Source organism: Pseudomonas sp. UBA6310 (assembly GCF_002438225.1).
Classification (GTDB): domain Bacteria; phylum Pseudomonadota; class Gammaproteobacteria; order Pseudomonadales; family Pseudomonadaceae; genus Pseudomonas_O; species Pseudomonas_O kuykendallii.
In genome coordinates this window covers 1-15,704 of sequence record NZ_DJTK01000030.1, presented here as the reverse complement: position 1 = coordinate 15,704, position 15,704 = coordinate 1, and the positions used below count along the sequence as shown (strand labels likewise).

Sequence of the window (15,704 nt, the reverse complement as noted above, 5' to 3'; positions counted from 1 at the left end):
ACCGTCTATCGCCGGGGCGCAGCCATCGGCTAGCATCGCGTCTTTCCCCCGTCGGAGAGTCGCCATGCCCTCGCCTGTTGGAAGACACCTCGTCCATGCGTTCCTGATCGCTGCGCTCGCCGGCAGCGTTGCACAGGCCGGACCGCTCCGCGACGCGATCGAGGCCCGCCAGGCCGCTCGGGCAGAGAAGAACGAATCCACCGTGCGTGCGTCATTGCCCGCCGGTAGCCAGGTCCGACGGGACCTGAGCTACGGTACCGCCGCCCTGCAACGCTTCGACGTCTATCTGCCGCCGCATGCGCAATCGGCCCCGCTGATCCTGATGGTTCACGGTGGCGGCTGGTCGGAGGGCGACAAACGCAACAGCCCGGTGGTCGACAACAAGGCCGCGCATTACCTGGCCAAGGGCTACATCTTCGTTTCCACCAACTACCGGCTGCTCCCGGGGGCCGATCCGATCGAGCAGGCCCGCGACGTGGCCCGCGCACTGGCGGCAGTGCAAAGCCAGGCTGCCAGCTGGGGCGGCGACCCCGCCCGGGTGGTGTTGATGGGGCATTCGGCCGGCGCGCATCTCGTCTCGCTGCTGGCCACCGATGCGACGCTGAGCGCCGGCGTGGCGCCCAGGCCCTGGCTGGGAACCGTCGCGCTGGACAGCGCCGCCTATGACATAGAGACGATCATGCAGTCCCGGCATCTGCCGCTCTACGACCGCGCCTTCGGCAAGGACAAGGCGCTGTGGAAATCGGCTTCACCGTTTTACGCGGTGACGGCGGCAATGCATCCGCTGCTCGCCGTCTGTTCGACCCGACGCGACGACTCCTGCGCCCAGGTGGACATGTTCACCGCCAAGACCGACCGACTCGGGGTGAAAACCAGGGTGATCCGCAAGGATTACTCGCACCGGCAGATCAATGAACTGCTCGGTGCCGACGTCGGCTACACCGCCGAGGTCGACGACTTCCTCGCCGGGCTCGGCCTGCACTGAGACGCTCGCGGCGCCGCTAACCGAGCGCCGTGTCGAGGAACATCATCGCCGCGAAACCGCCCATCAGCCCCATGGTCGCGGCACTCTGATGTCCATTGCGGTGGGTTTCCGGAATGATCTCGTGGCTGACGACGAAGATCATCGCCCCGGCGGCCAGTCCCATGCTGGTGGGATAGGCGATGGCGTAGCCGCTGGAGATGCCGACGCCGAGCAGCGAACCCAGTGGCTCCATCAACCCGGTGGCGACGGCGATCAGCGCCGCACTCAGCGCCGACAGGCCGGTGGTGCGCAGCGCCATGGCCACTGCCAGGCCTTCTGGAATGTCCTGCAGCGAGATCGCGGTAGCCAGTGGAATGCCGACGGTGAGATCGCCACCGGCGAAGCCCACGCCGATGGCCATGCCCTCCGGCAGGTTGTGCAGCGTGATGGCGAAGACGAACAGCCAGACCCGATTGATCCGCTGGCTTTCCGGACCGTGGCGCCCGCCGATTTCGTGCTCATGCGGGGTGAAACGGTCCAGGCCCACCATCAGCAAGGTGCCCAAGCCCAGGCCGAGCACCACGGTGCAGGCCGCCAGCACGTCGTTGCCGGTGATTTCCCTGGCGGCGTCGAGCCCCGGCAGGATCAGCGAGAACGAGCTGGCGGCGAGCATCATCCCGGCGGCGAAGCCCAGCATCACGTCCTGCAGGCGAGAGGAAATGTTGCGCAAGCCGATTGCCAGCAACGCGCCGACGGCGGTGGCGGCGAACCCCGCGAACCCGCCATACAGCGCATAACGCAGGCGCTCCGGGTTGTCCTCGAAGGCGCTCAACCCGGCGCTGAGAATCAGCCCGAGCAGCGCCAGCAAGGCGAGCACCAGGCCGACGGTCACCCAGGGATTCGCCTGCGCCTGGGCAACCCAGGCCGCGCGGAAATTGGCGTACTGCTCTTCTGTCGTCTGCATCGGCTGGCTTCGCTGGTCGGTCGTCTGACAGCGGACGCAGGAATGGGCCGCTGGGCTCATAGAGGTTATTGACCAGCGACGGGCGTCAGCGTGCCCTGCCCAAGGCGATATGAAAGGGATCGGCTCGACGAGCGACGGGATCGCCAGAGCAGCAAGACCGCCGGGCGAATGCGCCGTTTCAGAGTTCGGCCTGCAGAAGCTCCTCGACCTTGCGCTCGTCCAGGTAGCCCGCCAGCATCCGCCGCCAACTGCCATCGTGCTTCATGGCTTCGAAGGCCTCGCTCATCCGTGCCTTCAGCACCTGGGCACCGCGAAACTTCGGGCTGGCGGCGATATAGCTGTCGGTCGACAAGATCGGCTTGCCGATATGCATCGGTTGATGGCTGAGGCCCAGGCGCTTCCACAGGTAAAGCGAGCGCAGGTCGATCTCGTACCAGGCGACCACTCGGCGGCTGGCGAGCATGCGGGCGGCCATCTCCGGATCGGTGACCTCGACCACGCGCTGCGCGCCGGCACTGTGGGCATGCACTTCCTGGGCGCGCGGCGTCCCCCCATGACGACGACCGGCCCGGCCTGTAACGCCTGGTCCAGACTGTCGAACGGCTGATCGACGCTCACCAGCACATAGGAGGTGGGCACCACGTCGACCAGCCAGATGAAGCTCCCCTCACGCTCGGGCGTGCGTCCCAGGTTCAACACGATGCCTCGCGGGTCCTCGGCGACGTCGTGCTGCACGCGCTTCCAGGGCACGTCGCGAATGCGGCACTCCAGCGTCAGGCGCGCACAGAGTTCGCCCATCACCTCGCCGAACAGCCCGACCTGGTCCGGCCCGCTGTCCGCGAACGGCATCTGCCCGTGACCGATGTAGACGTTCACCGGCTCCCCGCGAGCGACCGCGCCAGTGGCCAGAATCAGCGCACCACAGAGTGCACGCAAACGTCGCGAGACAGCCCTACTCGACGGCTTCGGCTGCATGCCACCCCCACCTCTATCTGCATGCCTGGAAAAAAGCTGTCGGACAATGAACCACGTCAGCACCAGTGATCGAGTAGACCGTGGCGTCGCGAAAGCCGCAACTAGACTGTACGAAAAAAAGGAACAAGACATGACAGACAAACCGGACGACAAACCCCTGAAGTTTCGCGAAATGCTCGGCAGCGTGCTGGCTGCGGCACTCGGCGTGCAGAGCGGGAAAAACCGCGCGCGCGATTTCAGCCGAGGCAAACCGGTGCATTTCATCGCACTCGGCGTGCTTTTCACGCTGCTCTTCGTAGTTCTGGTACTCGGCGTGGTCAAACTGGTACTCAGCATCGCTGGCGTATAGCCGTCGCTACTGATGGCTTACCCAGAAGACGGCGGTGCTCACCGCGATGACGATCAGGATGAAGATCGCCCAGGCATCGACGATGCTGTCGCGGCTTTCAGGGTGTTCGGACGGCTCGCTCATTCCGTTCTCCTTATTGTTGTCGAAGGCACTGCAGTAGTTAAGTCGATGGGACAGCGCCTCTCAAGGTGATGCCACACGCAGTGCTTAGCATTAGCCGTTCTTTCGATATGTCTAAACAGCACTTTTGCGCATATCTGCTTGCTGGTATCTTTCCGCGGCTCCGTTCTGGAGAGCGCGACCGTGCGCGCTAGCAGCTGTAGAACAGCCTGAAAACAGGACCCACCTTATATGTACGTATACGACGAGTACGATCAAAAAATCGTCGAGGACCGCGTAAAGCAGTTCCGCGATCAGACCCGCCGCTACCTTGCCGGCGAACTGTCCGGTGAAGAGTTCCGCCCACTGCGCCTGCAGAACGGCCTCTACATTCAGCGTTTCGCGCCCATGCTGCGCGTCGCCGTGCCCTATGGTCTGCTCTCCTCTCGCCAGGTTCGCATGCTGGCGAAGATCGCTCGCGACTACGACAAGGGCTACGCCCACATCAGTACCCGGCAGAACGTGCAGTTCAACTGGCCGGAGCTGGAAGACATACCGGATATCCTCGCCGAGCTGGCGACCGTGCAGATGCACGCGATTCAGACCAGCGGCAACTGCATCCGCAACACCACCACCGATCAGTTCGCTGGCGTGGCCAAGGACGAACTGGTCGATCCGCGCCCCTGGTGCGAAATCATTCGCCAGTGGTCGACCTTCCACCCCGAGTTCTCGCACCTGCCGCGCAAGTTCAAGATCGCGGTGAACGGTTCCACCAGCGATCGCGCCGCCATCGAAGTGCACGACATCGGCCTGGAAGCGGTGAAGAACGCCGAGGGCGAACTGGGCTTCCGCGTTTCCGTCGGCGGTGGCCTCGGCCGTACCCCGGTGATCGGCAGCTTCATCAACGAGTTCCTGCCGTGGAAACACCTGCTCAGCTATCTCGACGCCATCCTGCGCGTGTACAACCGCTATGGCCGTCGCGATAACAAGTACAAGGCGCGGATCAAGATTCTGGTCAAGGCACTGACCCCCGAGGTGTTCGCCGAGCGCGTGAACGCCGAATGGAAGCACCTGAAGGACGGCCCGACGACCCTGACCGAGGCCGAGCTCCAACGCGTCGCCAGCTGCTTCGTCGACCCGGCCTATCAGGCCCTCGAAGACCAGGATGCGGCGCTCGCGCAATTGGACGCCGAGCATCCCGGCTTCGCCCGCTGGCGCTCGCGTAACGTCTTCCCGCACAAGAAGCCCGGCTACTGCGCGGTGACCCTGTCGCTCAAGCCCACCGGCGTGGCGCCCGGCGACGTGACCGACAAGCAGTTCGACGCCATCGCCGACCTCGCCGATCGGTACAGCTTCGGCGAAGTGCGCAACAGCCATAACCAGAACATCATCCTCGCCGACGTCGAGCAGCGTCAGCTGTTCACCCTGTGGGGCGAACTGCGCGAGCACGGTTTCGCCACCCCGAACGTGGGCCTGCTGACCGATATCATCTGCTGCCCGGGTGGCGATTTCTGCTCGCTGGCCAACGCCAAGTCGATTCCGATCGCCGAAGCCATCCAGCGCCGTTTCGACGACCTCGACTATCTCTTCGACCTGGGCAACATCGACCTGAACATCTCGGGCTGCATGAACGCCTGTGGCCACCACCATGTCGGCCACATCGGCATTCTCGGCGTCGACAAGAAGGGCCAGGAGTTCTACCAGGTATCCCTCGGCGGCAGCTCGGGTCGCGACGCCAGCCTGGCGCAGATCCTCGGTCCATCCTTCGCCCAGGACGACATGGCCGATGTGATCGACAAGCTGATCAACGTCTACGTGGAAAAACGCAGCGAAGACGAGAGCTTCCTCGACACCTTCCGCCGCGTGGGCATCGACCCGTTCAAGGAGCGTGTATATGCAACGAATCATTAAGGACGGCCAAGTCGTCAACGAGACGTGGCACCTGCTCGGCAAGGACGCCACGCTCGACGGCATGCCCAACTGCGACGACCTGATCGTTCCGCTGGCGCTGTGGCGCGAGCACGCCCACGCGCTCAAGGCGCGCGATGGCGGACTGGGTGTGTGGCTGGAAGCCGGTGAGGAAATCGAGGAAATCGCCGACCAGTTGGAGCACTTCCAGGTGATCGCCTTGAATTTCCCGGCGTTCACCGATGGTCGGCACTCCTCTACCGCCTACATGCTGCGCACCCGCTACGGCTACAAGGGCGAAGTGCGCGCCATCGGCGACGTGCTGCGCGACCAGATGTTCGCGCTCAAGCGTTGCGGTTTCGACGCCTTCGCCGTGCGCGAAGACAAGGACCCCTTCGATGCCCTGAAGGGTCTGGATGACTTCTCCGAGGTCTACCAGGCGTCCGCCGACCAGCCGCTACCGCTGTTCCGACGCCGCCAGGCATGAACGAAAAAGCCCCGCAATGCGGGGCTTTTTCTTGTACGGGGCGAAGGCGTCAGGCGTGATAGTCCAGCGCCATGTGCTTGCTCTCCACCAGCTTGCCTGCCGACAGCGAAAGCATCAGCAGGCTGATCAGCTCGTGCATGATCAGGGTGTGGCGGTTGCCGCTGTCGATCATCTGCTTGCGCAGCAGCTCGCGGACTTCCGGCTTTCCGGTAACGTCGATGAGGATATCCAGTTCCTCGCCAATCGCGGCCAGCTCGGTGAAATCGGTGGTGACGTGCACGCCATGCTGGCGCGCCAGGACCATGCCGGGGCTCTGCTCATCGAGGTCTGCCACGCCAAGCATCTTCACGAACGGTGCGGCGAGGAGTTGTTCGAGCAGCGGCGTGCCGGTTTCACCCGCGCCGATCAGCGCAATGCGGAATTCTTTCATGATGCCCCCAGGCAGCTAAGTGAGGGCAGCACTGTGCCAGTTCGGCGGGCCGGCCAAGTTGATGCCTGCCAATGAATCGGCGGCTCAGTCGAGATTGACCAGCAGGCGACCGACCTGCTTGCCCGCGAGAATCGCCGCGATTGCTTCGGGCAATGCGTCGAGGCTGATTTCACGGCTCAACTCGTCCAGATTGGCCAACTTCCATTGCAGCGACAGCTTGTCCCACATGGACGCCTTGACCACCAATGGCAGCTCGACCGAGTCGACACCCAGCAGGTTCACGCCGCGCAGGATGAACGGCATGACGTTGGCCTTGAACGCCACGCCCGCCGTCAACCCGCAACAGGCGACGCTGCCGCCGTAGCGCAGCGACTTGACCACGTTGAACAGGATGTCGCCGCCGACGGTATCCACCGCGCCCGACCACTGCTCCTTGAGCATGGGCTTTTCCAGGCCCTCCTGCAGCGCCTCGCGAGTGACGATCTGCGTGGCGCCCAGGCTGCGCAGGTAATCCGCCTGCTCCGCTTTGCCAGTGGCCGCCGCCACCGTGTAGCCGAGACTGGAGAGCAGCGCCACGGCGACGCTGCCGACGCCGCCGCTGGCACCGGTAACCAGAACCGGACCGGCCTGGGGATCGAGCCCGGCGCTCTCGAGTTTGTCCACACAGAGCGCCGCCGTCAGCCCGGCGGTGCCCAGCACCATCGCCTCGCGCAGGCTCAGCCCCTGTGGACGCTTGATCAGCCAGGGCGCCGGCACGCGGATGTACTGACCGAAGCCACCGGCGGTGTTCATTCCGAGGTCGTAGCCGGTGACGATCACCTCATCGCCCACGGCGAACTCACCCACGGCAGACTCGACGACCGTGCCCGCCGCGTCGATGCCCGGCGTGTGCGGAAACTGTTTGGTGACGCCGCGATTGCCGCTGGCGGACAGCGCGTCCTTGAAGTTGAGCGACGAATAGCGAACGCGGACCAGCACATCGCCGGCAGGCAGGTCGGCGACATTGCGCTCCACCACCCGCTGCACGAATGCCCCGTCCTGGCCCTCGCTGGCCTGTAACGCCTTGAATGTGCTCATCTCGTCCTCCTACCAGAATCGTTGTTGGTTGAGCCGGCTCCACCAGTTCAGCAGCACGCGATCGACGGCAACGCTGGCGGCCATGCCGAAGCGTTCCTGAAGGCTCTTCTTCTCCGCGTAGTGCAGATGAAACAGGTCGGCGTCCTTGGCGCGTTCGGCCAGGTACTCGTCGCTGGTCTTCAACTCGTCGACCAGTTGCTTGCCCAGCGCCGCCATGCCGAGCCAGACCTCTCCCGTGGCGATCTCGTCGATCGCCAGTTGCGGGCGGTAGCGCGCGACGAAGTTCTTGAACAGCTCGTGGGTGGTCTCGAGGTCCTCCTGGAATTTCTCCCGGCCCTTCTCGGTATTTTCGCCGAACACGGTCAGGGTGCGCTTGAACTCGCCTGCGGTAAGCACTTCGAAATCGACATCATGTTTCTTCAGCAGCCGATGGACGTTCGGCACCTGCGCAACCACGCCGATCGAACCGAGGATGGCGAAGGGTGCGGAGATAATCTTCTCGCCAATGCAGGCCATCATGTAGCCGCCGCTGGCCGCGACCTTGTCGACGCAGACGGTCAATGGAACCCCGGCCTGGCGGATTCGCGCCAGTTGCGAAGACGCCAGCCCGTAGCTGTGCACCATGCCGCCGCCGCTCTCCAGGCGCAGCACCACCTCATCCTTGGGCGTGGCCAGCGTCAGCAGCGCCGTCACCTCGTGGCGCAGGTTCTCCACCGCGGAGGCCTTGATGTCGCCGTCGAAATCCAGCACATAGACGCGCGGCTTCGGTTCCGCAGCCTTCTTCGCCAGTTTTTCCGCCTTGGCTTCTGCCTTGCGCTGGCTCTTCAGGCGGTCCTTGTCGATCACCGACTGCTCCAGCCGGTCGCGCAGGCCCTTGTAGAAATCATTCAGCTTGTGCACGTTGAGCTGACCGCTGCTGCGGTTGCGTCCTCGACCGCGCAGCGCGGCGATGGTGAGCAGCACCACCAGGATCGCCAGCACCACGGTCAGCGTCTTGGCCAGAAAGCTTGCGTAATCCGCCAGAAACTCCACATCGACTCCTTCATCGCTACGCGCCGGCCAGTGCCGACGACCTGTTCTTTCCCAAGCATACCGGCCACGGCCCGTGGGTAGCCACCGGCACGCCAACTCGACTGCTCGTCGTCGCCATTCAAACAAGCGTATGTTTTTTCGTTGACAGTGCGCCGCCGATCCCCCTACTCTCGCGAAACTTCAGCGTACCGGGATGAAAGCGGACGTGGGCAGCATCTATCTGATTCGACATGGCCAGGCTTCGTTCGGTGCCGACGACTACGACGTGCTGTCCGCCACCGGCGTGCGTCAGGCCGAAGTGCTGGGCGACCACCTGGCGCGTGTCGGCATCACCTTCGACCGCTGCCTGAGCGGCGACCTGCGCCGCCAGCAGCACACCGGTGCTACCGCGGTCGCCCGCATGCGCGATGCCGGGCTGACGATTCCCGAACTGGAAACCGACGCGGCCTTCAATGAGTTCAAGGCCGACGAGGTGATCCGCGCACACCTGCCGGACATCCTCGCCGAAGAACCCGACGCGCTGCACATCATGCGCAACGCCGCCGAGCACCGCGCCGAATTCCAGCGCCTGTTCTCGCTGATCATCGGCCGCTGGATTTCCGGCGAGCACGAGCGCGAAGGCCTGCAAAGCTGGCAGTCCTTCCTCGACCAAGCGCGCGCCGGGCTCGAGCGGCTGCTGAGCAGCGCCGGGCCGAGAGACCGCATCGCCGTGTTCACCTCCGGCGGCACCATCAGCGCCCTGCTGCAACTGATCATCGGGGTTCCGGCGGTCAAGGCATTCGAACTCAACTGGCAGATCGTCAACACCTCGCTCAGCCACCTGCGGTTCCGGGGCAACGAAGTGTCACTGGCTTCCTTCAACAGTCATGCGCATCTGGAACTGTTGAAGGCGCCGGAGCTCATCACCTACCGCTGAGCGCCGGCCAATCGGCCCTGCGTGGCCGTCATCATCCATAACAAAGGAACGAAACCATGAGCAATTCCGCAGACATCATCCAAACCATGAAATCCAAGTTCAACGCTGGCGCGGCTGCCGGCCTGGATCTGGTCTTCCAGTTCAACATCGAAGATGGCGAAAACCACTACCTGGTCGTCAAGGATGGCACCTGCGACGTGCAGAAGGGCGACGCCGACGCACCGAACGTCACCCTGATCATGGACACCGAGACCCTGCAAGGCATCACCAGCGGCGAAACCGACGGCATGCAGGCCTTCATGGGCGGCAAACTGCGCGCCGAAGGCGACATGATGCTGGCAATGAAGCTGAGCGAACTGTTCCCGGTCTGATTGACCCAGGCAGCGAAAAAACCGGAGTCATTCACTCCGGTTTTTTATTGCCCGGACGGCGATCAGGCAACCTGATCAGCCGGCAACACGCTGGTCTATAACGGCCCGCATGCCTTGTGAAGGCTTCGGCAAGCGCATTAGATTGTCCAATAATCAAAGGCGCCGATCATAAGTAGAAGGGATAAACATGACGCTGACTGATCAATCCACCGGCATCCGCGATGGCGAGGAACTCGACGCCGCCGCCATCGACACCTACCTCAAGACGCAGATCCCAGGCCTGGATGGAACGCCCCGCATCAGCCAGTTCCCCGGCGGCGCCTCCAACCTCACCTATCTGCTGGAGTACCCGGGCCAGGAGTTCGTCCTGCGCCGGCCGCCGTTCGGGCACAAGGCGAAGTCCGCGCATGACATGGGACGCGAATTCCGCATCCTCAACCAGCTGCGGGACGATTTCCCCTACTGCCCGAAAGCCTACGTGCACTGCGTCGACGAGTCGGTCATCGGCGCCGAGTTCTATGTGATGGAACGGGTCAAGGGAATCATCCTGCGCGCCGACCTGCCGGCCGAACTCAACCTCGACGAAACCCGCACCCGTGCGCTGTGCAAGAGCTTCATCGGCAAGCTGGTCGACCTGCATAACGTCGATTACCAGGCCTGTGGCCTCGGCGATCTGGGCAAGCCGGAAGGCTACGTGCAGCGCCAGATCGGCGGCTGGAGCGATCGCTACGAGAAGGCGCTGACGCCCGATGCACCGAGCTGGGAGCCGGTGAAGGCCTGGCTGAAGGACAAAATGCCGGCCGATCATCCCAAGCCGGGCATCGTCCACAACGACTACCGCTTCGACAACGTGATCCTCAACCCGCACGATCCGATGCGCATCATCGGCGTACTCGACTGGGAGCTGACCACCATCGGCGATCCGCTGATGGACCTGGGCAACACCCTCGCCTACTGGATCGAGGCCGACGACCCGCCACCGGTCCAACTGATGCGCCGCCAGCCGAGCAACGCGCCGGGCATGCTGACGCGCCAGGAGTTCGTCGACTACTACGCCGAACGTGCCGGCATCGACATACCCAGCTTCGATTTCTACTACACCTACGGCCTGTTCCGCCTGGCCGGCATCGTTCAGCAGATCTACTACCGCTTCTACCACGGGCAGACGCAGGACAAGCGCTTCGCCCAATTCGTCCAGATGAACAAGCTGCTCGAACACATGAGCCTGCAAGTCATCGGCAAGTCCCGGCTCTAACGATCAATAACAAGGGGAACCCCATGTCCAAGACGCACCTGTTCGACCTCGACGGCAAGATCGCCTTCGTCTCCGGCGCCAGCCGCGGTATCGGCGAAGCGATCGCCAAACTGCTCGCCCAGCAAGGCGCCCATGTCATCGTGTCGAGCCGCAAGATCGACGGCTGCCAGGCCGTGGCCGACGCGATCACCGCCGAAGGAGGCAAAGCCACCGCCATCGCCTGCCACATTGGCGAAATGGAGCAGATCCAGAACGTGTTCGCGCAGATTCGTGAACAGTTCGGGCGCCTGGACATCCTGGTCAACAACGCCGCCACCAACCCGCAGTTCTGCAACGTGCTGGACACCGACCTTTCGGCCTTCCAGAAGACCGTCGACGTGAACATCCGCGGCTACTACTTCATGTCCATCGAAGGCGGCAAGCTGATGAAGGAAAACGGCGGCGGCAGCATCATCAACGTCGCCTCGATCAATGGCGTTTCGCCGGGCGAGTTCCAGGGCATCTACTCGGTGACCAAAGCGGCGGTGATCAGCATGACCAAGGTATTCGCCAAGGAATGCGCGCAGTTCGGTATCCGCTGCAACGCCCTGCTGCCGGGCCTTACCGATACCAAGTTCGCCTCCGCGCTGACCAAGAACGACAGCATCCTGAAGATGGCGCTGCAACGCATCCCGCTCAAGCGCGTCGCCGACCCGAGCGAGATGGCCGGCACCGTGCTCTACCTCGCCAGCGACGCGTCCAGCTACACCACCGGCGTAGCGCTGAACGTCGACGGTGGCTTCCTCTCCTGATCCTGCCGTAACCCGAATGTCGAATCCTCCCGGTCCGCATCGCGCGCCGGGCGGATTGCCTTCTGGCTCAGGAAGGGCCAGCCCCGCCGGCCGACGCAGGTAGCCGGATACTCACGCGCAACCCGCCCAGCGGACTGTCGAGCAGATCGACATGCCCCCGCCACGCCTCCACGATATCGCGGACGATGCTCAGGCCAAGGCCATGGCCGCTGACCTGCTCGTCCAGTCGAACCCCTCGCCCCAACACGTCGTCACGGCGGCTCGTCTCGATTCCGGGGCCGTCATCATCGATCAGCAGGACGATCCCGCCGCGCTCTTCGAGCACCTGCAGGCGCACCTTCGAACCGGCCCATTTGCAGGCGTTGTCCAGCAAATTGCCCAGCAACTCCAGCACGTCCTCGCGATCACGCTGAATGCTCAGCTGGGGCTCGGCCTCCCAGCTCAGCTCGCAAGCCTGACCGTGAATCATCTGCAGAGTCGCAAAAAGCGCGGGCAGCTCCCGGGCGCAGACGAATTGCGCGCCCGGCAGGACCTCGCCGGCCAGCCGCGCGCGGCCCAGCTCACGAGCCAGGCGCTGCTCAATCTGCTCCAGCTGCTCGCGCAGGGTCTGACGCAACGCCGGATGGGCATCGAACTCGCTTCGCGCGAGCAAACTGACCAGTACCGCCAGCGGCGTTTTCAGCGCGTGACCGAGGTTGCCGAGGGCATTGCGCGAGCGTTGCAGGGTCTGTTCGGTGTGCTCGAGCAAGTGGTTGATCTGCCGAACCAGAGGTTCTAGCTCGTCGGGGACGTCGGAATCGAGGGTGCCGCGGCGACCGTCCTGAAGCTGCGCGATCTGTACTCGGGCGCGCTCGAGCGGCCGCAGCGCGCGTCGAACGGTAAGCCGTTGCAGCAGCAGGATCAGCAACAAGGCCCCCGCGCCGAGTGCCAGCCCGACGATACGGACGCGTCGGAAACTGTCGAGAATCGGCGTGTAGTCCTGCGCCACCGTTATCGACAGCGAGCGCCCGAGCCGTCGGTAGTCGGCGCGATAGACCAGCAACTGCTGCGCCTGCGGACCGTTCGCCAACGTTTCCATCAGGCCCGGCTTGTCCGGCAACGGGAGCGCGCTGTCCCACAGCGATCGCGAGCGCCAGGTCTTGCCGTCCACGTCGATATGGAAATAGTGCCCCGAAAGCGGCTGCTGGAAGGCCGGACCGACCCGCGACTCGTCCAGTTGCGGGCCATTCTGGCCGCGTACCAGCGCCGCGAGCAGCGCCTCGCTGTCGTCCCGCAGGTTGTCTTCCAAGTACCGGCGCAGGCCCGACTCGAAAAGCCAGAGGCTCGTCTGCGCTAGAAGCAGCCCAACCACCAGCAGCGCACCGCCGAGCCCGAGTCCAAGACGCCGCTGAATCGACCTCAAGCCTTGATACCGGCGAAGCGATAACCCTGGCCGCGACGGGTCTCGATCACCTCGCGGCCGAGCTTGCCGCGCAGCCGGTTCACGTGGACCTCGAGCACATTCGAGTCGCGCTCGGTCTCGCCGTCATAGAGGTGTTCGGCCAGGCGGGTTTTCGAAAGAATCTGCCCGGGATGCAGCATGAAGTATCGCAACAGGCGGAATTCGCCCGCGGTCAGCTCGGTGACGCGATTCTCCAGGCTCACCGTCTGCTCGGATTCGTTCAGCTGCAGCCCTGATGCCTCCAGGTGCGGCTGATTGGCCAGCCCGTGGGAACGCCGCAGCAGCGCCTGGATACGCAGCTGCAGTTCCTCGGGGTGGAAGGGTTTGGTGACATAGTCATCGGCGCCGGCCTTGAGCCCGTCGATGCGCTCGGCCCAGGAACCACGCGCCGTGAGGATCAGCACGGGTACGCTCAGCCCCCCTGCGCGCCACTCGGCGAGCAGTTCGAGCCCGGGCTTACCGGGCAATCCCAGGTCGAGGATGATCAGGTCATAGGGCTCGCTCGCCCCTTGATAGAGGGCGTCGCGGCCGTCCGCCAGCCAATCCACGGCGTAACCCTTGGCGCTGAGATCGGCGATCAGTTCGTCGGCCAGCGGTACGCTGTCCTCCACCAGCAACAGGCGCATCAGTCGTCTTCCTCGTCCTTCAGAATCCTGCCCGTCGACGCATCGAGCTCGATCTCGCGCACCACGCCTTCGCTGGTGAGCAGCTCGATCTCATAGACGAGCACGTCGTCCTCTTCCTCAAGCTCAGCCTCCAGCAAACGCGCCCCGGGGTGGCGCCCCAGGGCGTTTTGCAGCAGCGTTTCCAGCGGCTGAATGATGCCTTTCTCACGCAAGCGCAGAGCCTCGTCCTGGTCCAGGTCGCGTGCGGAAGCAGGCACGACCAGGGCCAGAACAAAAGAGGCGAACAGCGCCGAGCAGAAAGGGGTAAATCGCTTCATCAATCGTCCTGGTGATCCTTCAGTACCTGGCCATTGGTGGCGTCAAGCTCCAGGTCCCACTGGATACCCTGCTTGTCGCGCAGCTCTACCTTGTACAGATAGCGCCCATATTCCTCTTCCAATTCGGTTTCCTCGATCACCGAACCCGGGTGCTTGGCCAACGCGGCCTGGTTCAGCTTCTCGAAATTCTGGACCGTGCCGGCGTCACGCAGTTTCAGCGCTTCATCCGGCCCCAGGTCCTTGGCCTGCGCCAGGCTGGTAAGGGAGGCAAAGGCGGCGGCAGCAAAAAGGGCAGTGATCTTGGCATTCATCTTTTGGATTCCTGTGTTTTGTTTGGACAAGCACAGACTATCCAACGCCGCTTAACTCAAACTGAACCACAGGTATCGAAGCATCCGGCGAGGACATCCCCATCATTCGGCCCATGAAGGCTGCTTGGGCGAGCCGTACGAATCCTTATAATCGTGCGCTAGAACCGGAGCCCAGCATGACCGCCATCCATATCAAATTCCCTGCCCTTTCCCTCCGCGCCGGTGCGCGAGCCCTGACGCGTATACGCGAGCGGGGTTTGCACGCCGAGGACGTCGGCATCTTACCCGGAGCGGCCGGCGGCCCCAAGGCACTGGGTATCCAGGGATTGGATCTCGCACTGTTCGGGGAATGGCTACCTGGCGCGCCGCGGGAACGGTCGCTGATCGGCGCATCGATCGGTTCCTGGCGCTTCGCCAGTGCCTGCCTGCCCGACCCGGTCGACGGGATTCGTCGACTGGGCGAGCTGTACACATCGCAGCGCTTCGCCAAGGGCGTGAGCATGGCCGAAGTCAGCCGCGCCTGTATCCGCATGCTGGATGAACTGCTCGCCGGCCAGGATGCAGACATCCTGAATTCACCGCTGAATCGGCTGAACATCGTCGTGGTTAAAAGCAACGGGCTGCTGTCCGCCGATCACCGAGGCCGCCTCGGCCTTGGCCTCTCGTCGGTGGCCGGCAGCAATCTGCTAGGCCGCCCTCGCCTCGCCCGCCATTTCGAGCGCGTCATTCTGCACGACAGTCGCCTGCCACCCCCACTGGCCGCGCTCAGCGACTTTCCCTCACGCTACCTGCCGCTGGACACCGGCAACCTGCGCCAGGCATTACTGGCCTCGGGCTCGATCCCCATGGTGATGGAAGGAGTAAAAGATATTCCCGGCCTGGGCCCCGGGACCTATCGAGACGGTGGCCTGCTCGACTACCACCTCGACCTTCCCTATACGGGAGAAGGTGTAGTGCTTTACCCGCACTTCACCGATAAGGTCATTCCTGGCTGGTTCGATAAGGCGCTTCCCTGGCGAAAGGGCTGCAGCGAACGCCTTCAAAACGTCCTGCTGGTTTCCCCTTCGAAGGATTATCTAGGTCGCCTTCCCCACGGCAAGCTGCCGGACCGCAAGGACTTCACCCGTTTCCTGGGCGACGACTTAGGTAGAGAGCGCTACTGGCGAAAGGCGATGGAAGAAAGTAGCAGGCTGGGCGACGAATTCATGGAACTGACGCAAAACGGACGACTTCACGAGCAACTCCAGCCGCTTTGATGAGGTCACGTGAACGCAGATCCAGCCGCATGATCGGGAGGAGGTTGGCCGGGAAGTAGAGGAGCAGCGCCGCCAGGACCAGCGCCAGGCTGCGCGATACGACACTGTGGCGATGGGTGTAGAGCTCGTAGCCGC

General features: G+C 63.7%; 19 protein-coding genes. 9 read left to right on the top strand and 10 right to left on the bottom strand.

What is annotated here, in order from left to right:
- The first annotated feature begins 64 nt into the window (after positions 1–64).
- A complete protein-coding gene (locus B3E91_RS06575; RefSeq protein ID WP_287028787.1) occupies positions 65–985 on the top strand; it encodes an alpha/beta hydrolase in 921 nt (306 codons plus the stop codon).
- A 16-nt stretch (positions 986–1,001) separates the two neighbouring features.
- On the opposite strand, the gene B3E91_RS06570 is transcribed toward B3E91_RS06575, so the two are convergent.
- The gene (locus tag B3E91_RS06570) at positions 1,002–1,928 is read right to left on the bottom strand and encodes a ZIP family metal transporter (protein WP_287028786.1); all 927 of its coding nucleotides are present in this window, start codon (positions 1,926–1,928) and stop codon (positions 1,002–1,004) included.
- 178 nt (positions 1,929–2,106) lie between these two features.
- Positions 2,107–2,457, bottom strand: coding sequence for a hypothetical protein (locus B3E91_RS06565; protein ID WP_287028785.1), 351 nt, complete (start codon positions 2,455–2,457; stop codon positions 2,107–2,109).
- A gap of 576 nt (positions 2,458–3,033) precedes the next feature.
- On the opposite strand from B3E91_RS06565, the gene B3E91_RS06560 reads away from it, so the two are divergent.
- From B3E91_RS06560 to B3E91_RS06550, 3 genes are all read left to right on the top strand, one after another.
- Positions 3,034–3,252 carry a DUF2970 domain-containing protein gene (locus tag B3E91_RS06560; protein ID WP_287028814.1) on the top strand — a complete coding sequence of 73 codons (219 nt, stop codon included), beginning with the start codon at positions 3,034–3,036 and terminating at the stop codon, positions 3,250–3,252.
- A gap of 351 nt (positions 3,253–3,603) precedes the next feature.
- Positions 3,604–5,262 carry a nitrite/sulfite reductase gene (locus B3E91_RS06555; protein WP_287028784.1) on the top strand — a complete coding sequence of 553 codons (1,659 nt, stop codon included), beginning with the start codon at positions 3,604–3,606 and terminating at the stop codon, positions 5,260–5,262.
- On the top strand, positions 5,246–5,746 hold the full coding sequence (locus tag B3E91_RS06550; protein ID WP_273233263.1) for a DUF934 domain-containing protein: 501 nt from the start codon (positions 5,246–5,248) through the stop codon (positions 5,744–5,746). Before B3E91_RS06555 ends, B3E91_RS06550 begins: the two co-directional genes overlap by 17 nt.
- Before the next feature lie 49 nt (positions 5,747–5,795).
- Here the strand turns inward: B3E91_RS06550 and B3E91_RS06545 are convergent, their stop codons facing one another.
- The 3 genes from B3E91_RS06545 to sohB form a co-directional block, all read right to left on the bottom strand.
- The gene (locus B3E91_RS06545; protein ID WP_287028783.1) at positions 5,796–6,176 is read right to left on the bottom strand and encodes a hypothetical protein; all 381 of its coding nucleotides are present in this window, start codon (positions 6,174–6,176) and stop codon (positions 5,796–5,798) included.
- An 84-nt stretch (positions 6,177–6,260) separates the two neighbouring features.
- Positions 6,261–7,253: a YhdH/YhfP family quinone oxidoreductase gene (locus B3E91_RS06540; RefSeq protein ID WP_287028782.1), complete on the bottom strand. Its 993-nt coding sequence runs from the start codon at positions 7,251–7,253 to the stop codon at positions 6,261–6,263.
- 9 nt (positions 7,254–7,262) lie between these two features.
- The gene (gene sohB / locus B3E91_RS06535; protein ID WP_287028781.1) at positions 7,263–8,285 is read right to left on the bottom strand and encodes a protease SohB; all 1,023 of its coding nucleotides are present in this window, start codon (positions 8,283–8,285) and stop codon (positions 7,263–7,265) included.
- A 205-nt stretch (positions 8,286–8,490) separates the two neighbouring features.
- On the opposite strand from sohB, the gene B3E91_RS06530 reads away from it, so the two are divergent.
- The 4 genes from B3E91_RS06530 (at position 8,491) to B3E91_RS06515 (ending at position 11,618) form a co-directional block, all read left to right on the top strand.
- Positions 8,491–9,201 (top strand): histidine phosphatase family protein, encoded by a 711-nt coding sequence (locus B3E91_RS06530; protein ID WP_287028780.1) that lies wholly within the window; start codon positions 8,491–8,493, stop codon positions 9,199–9,201.
- Between the two features lie 56 nt (positions 9,202–9,257).
- Entirely contained in the window at positions 9,258–9,572 is a 315-nt protein-coding gene (locus B3E91_RS06525; protein WP_090230441.1) for an SCP2 sterol-binding domain-containing protein, read from the top strand.
- Positions 9,573–9,759: 187 nt separating this feature from the next.
- On the top strand, positions 9,760–10,827 hold the full coding sequence (locus tag B3E91_RS06520; protein ID WP_287028779.1) for a phosphotransferase family protein: 1,068 nt from the start codon (positions 9,760–9,762) through the stop codon (positions 10,825–10,827).
- A gap of 23 nt (positions 10,828–10,850) precedes the next feature.
- Positions 10,851–11,618, top strand: coding sequence for an SDR family oxidoreductase (locus tag B3E91_RS06515; RefSeq protein ID WP_287028778.1), 768 nt, complete (start codon positions 10,851–10,853; stop codon positions 11,616–11,618).
- A 67-nt stretch (positions 11,619–11,685) separates the two neighbouring features.
- On the opposite strand, the gene B3E91_RS06510 is transcribed toward B3E91_RS06515, so the two are convergent.
- Genes B3E91_RS06510 through B3E91_RS06495 form a run of 4 tightly spaced genes read right to left on the bottom strand, consistent with a single transcriptional unit; the run spans position 11,686 to position 14,313 of the window.
- Positions 11,686–13,020 (bottom strand): ATP-binding protein, encoded by a 1,335-nt coding sequence (locus B3E91_RS06510; RefSeq protein WP_287028777.1) that lies wholly within the window; start codon positions 13,018–13,020, stop codon positions 11,686–11,688.
- Positions 13,017–13,685 (bottom strand): response regulator transcription factor, encoded by a 669-nt coding sequence (locus tag B3E91_RS06505; RefSeq protein WP_287028776.1) that lies wholly within the window; start codon positions 13,683–13,685, stop codon positions 13,017–13,019. The genes B3E91_RS06510 and B3E91_RS06505 overlap by 4 nt, the downstream gene beginning before the upstream one ends.
- Complete coding sequence (locus B3E91_RS06500; protein ID WP_287028775.1) at positions 13,685–14,002, bottom strand: PepSY domain-containing protein; 318 nt, start codon at positions 14,000–14,002, stop codon at positions 13,685–13,687. The genes B3E91_RS06505 and B3E91_RS06500 overlap by 1 nt, the downstream gene beginning before the upstream one ends.
- Positions 14,002–14,313 (bottom strand): PepSY domain-containing protein, encoded by a 312-nt coding sequence (locus B3E91_RS06495; RefSeq protein ID WP_090230426.1) that lies wholly within the window; start codon positions 14,311–14,313, stop codon positions 14,002–14,004. The genes B3E91_RS06500 and B3E91_RS06495 overlap by 1 nt, the downstream gene beginning before the upstream one ends.
- Before the next feature lie 176 nt (positions 14,314–14,489).
- On the opposite strand from B3E91_RS06495, the gene B3E91_RS06490 reads away from it, so the two are divergent.
- Positions 14,490–15,569 (top strand): patatin-like phospholipase family protein, encoded by a 1,080-nt coding sequence (locus tag B3E91_RS06490; RefSeq protein ID WP_273233248.1) that lies wholly within the window; start codon positions 14,490–14,492, stop codon positions 15,567–15,569.
- Here B3E91_RS06490 and B3E91_RS22215 read toward each other — a convergent pair.
- The coding region (locus B3E91_RS22215) for a paraquat-inducible protein A (RefSeq protein WP_414708202.1) at positions 15,517–15,704 on the bottom strand (188 nt) is incomplete at its 5' end. The two genes, B3E91_RS06490 and B3E91_RS22215, sit on opposite strands and share 53 nt — an antisense overlap.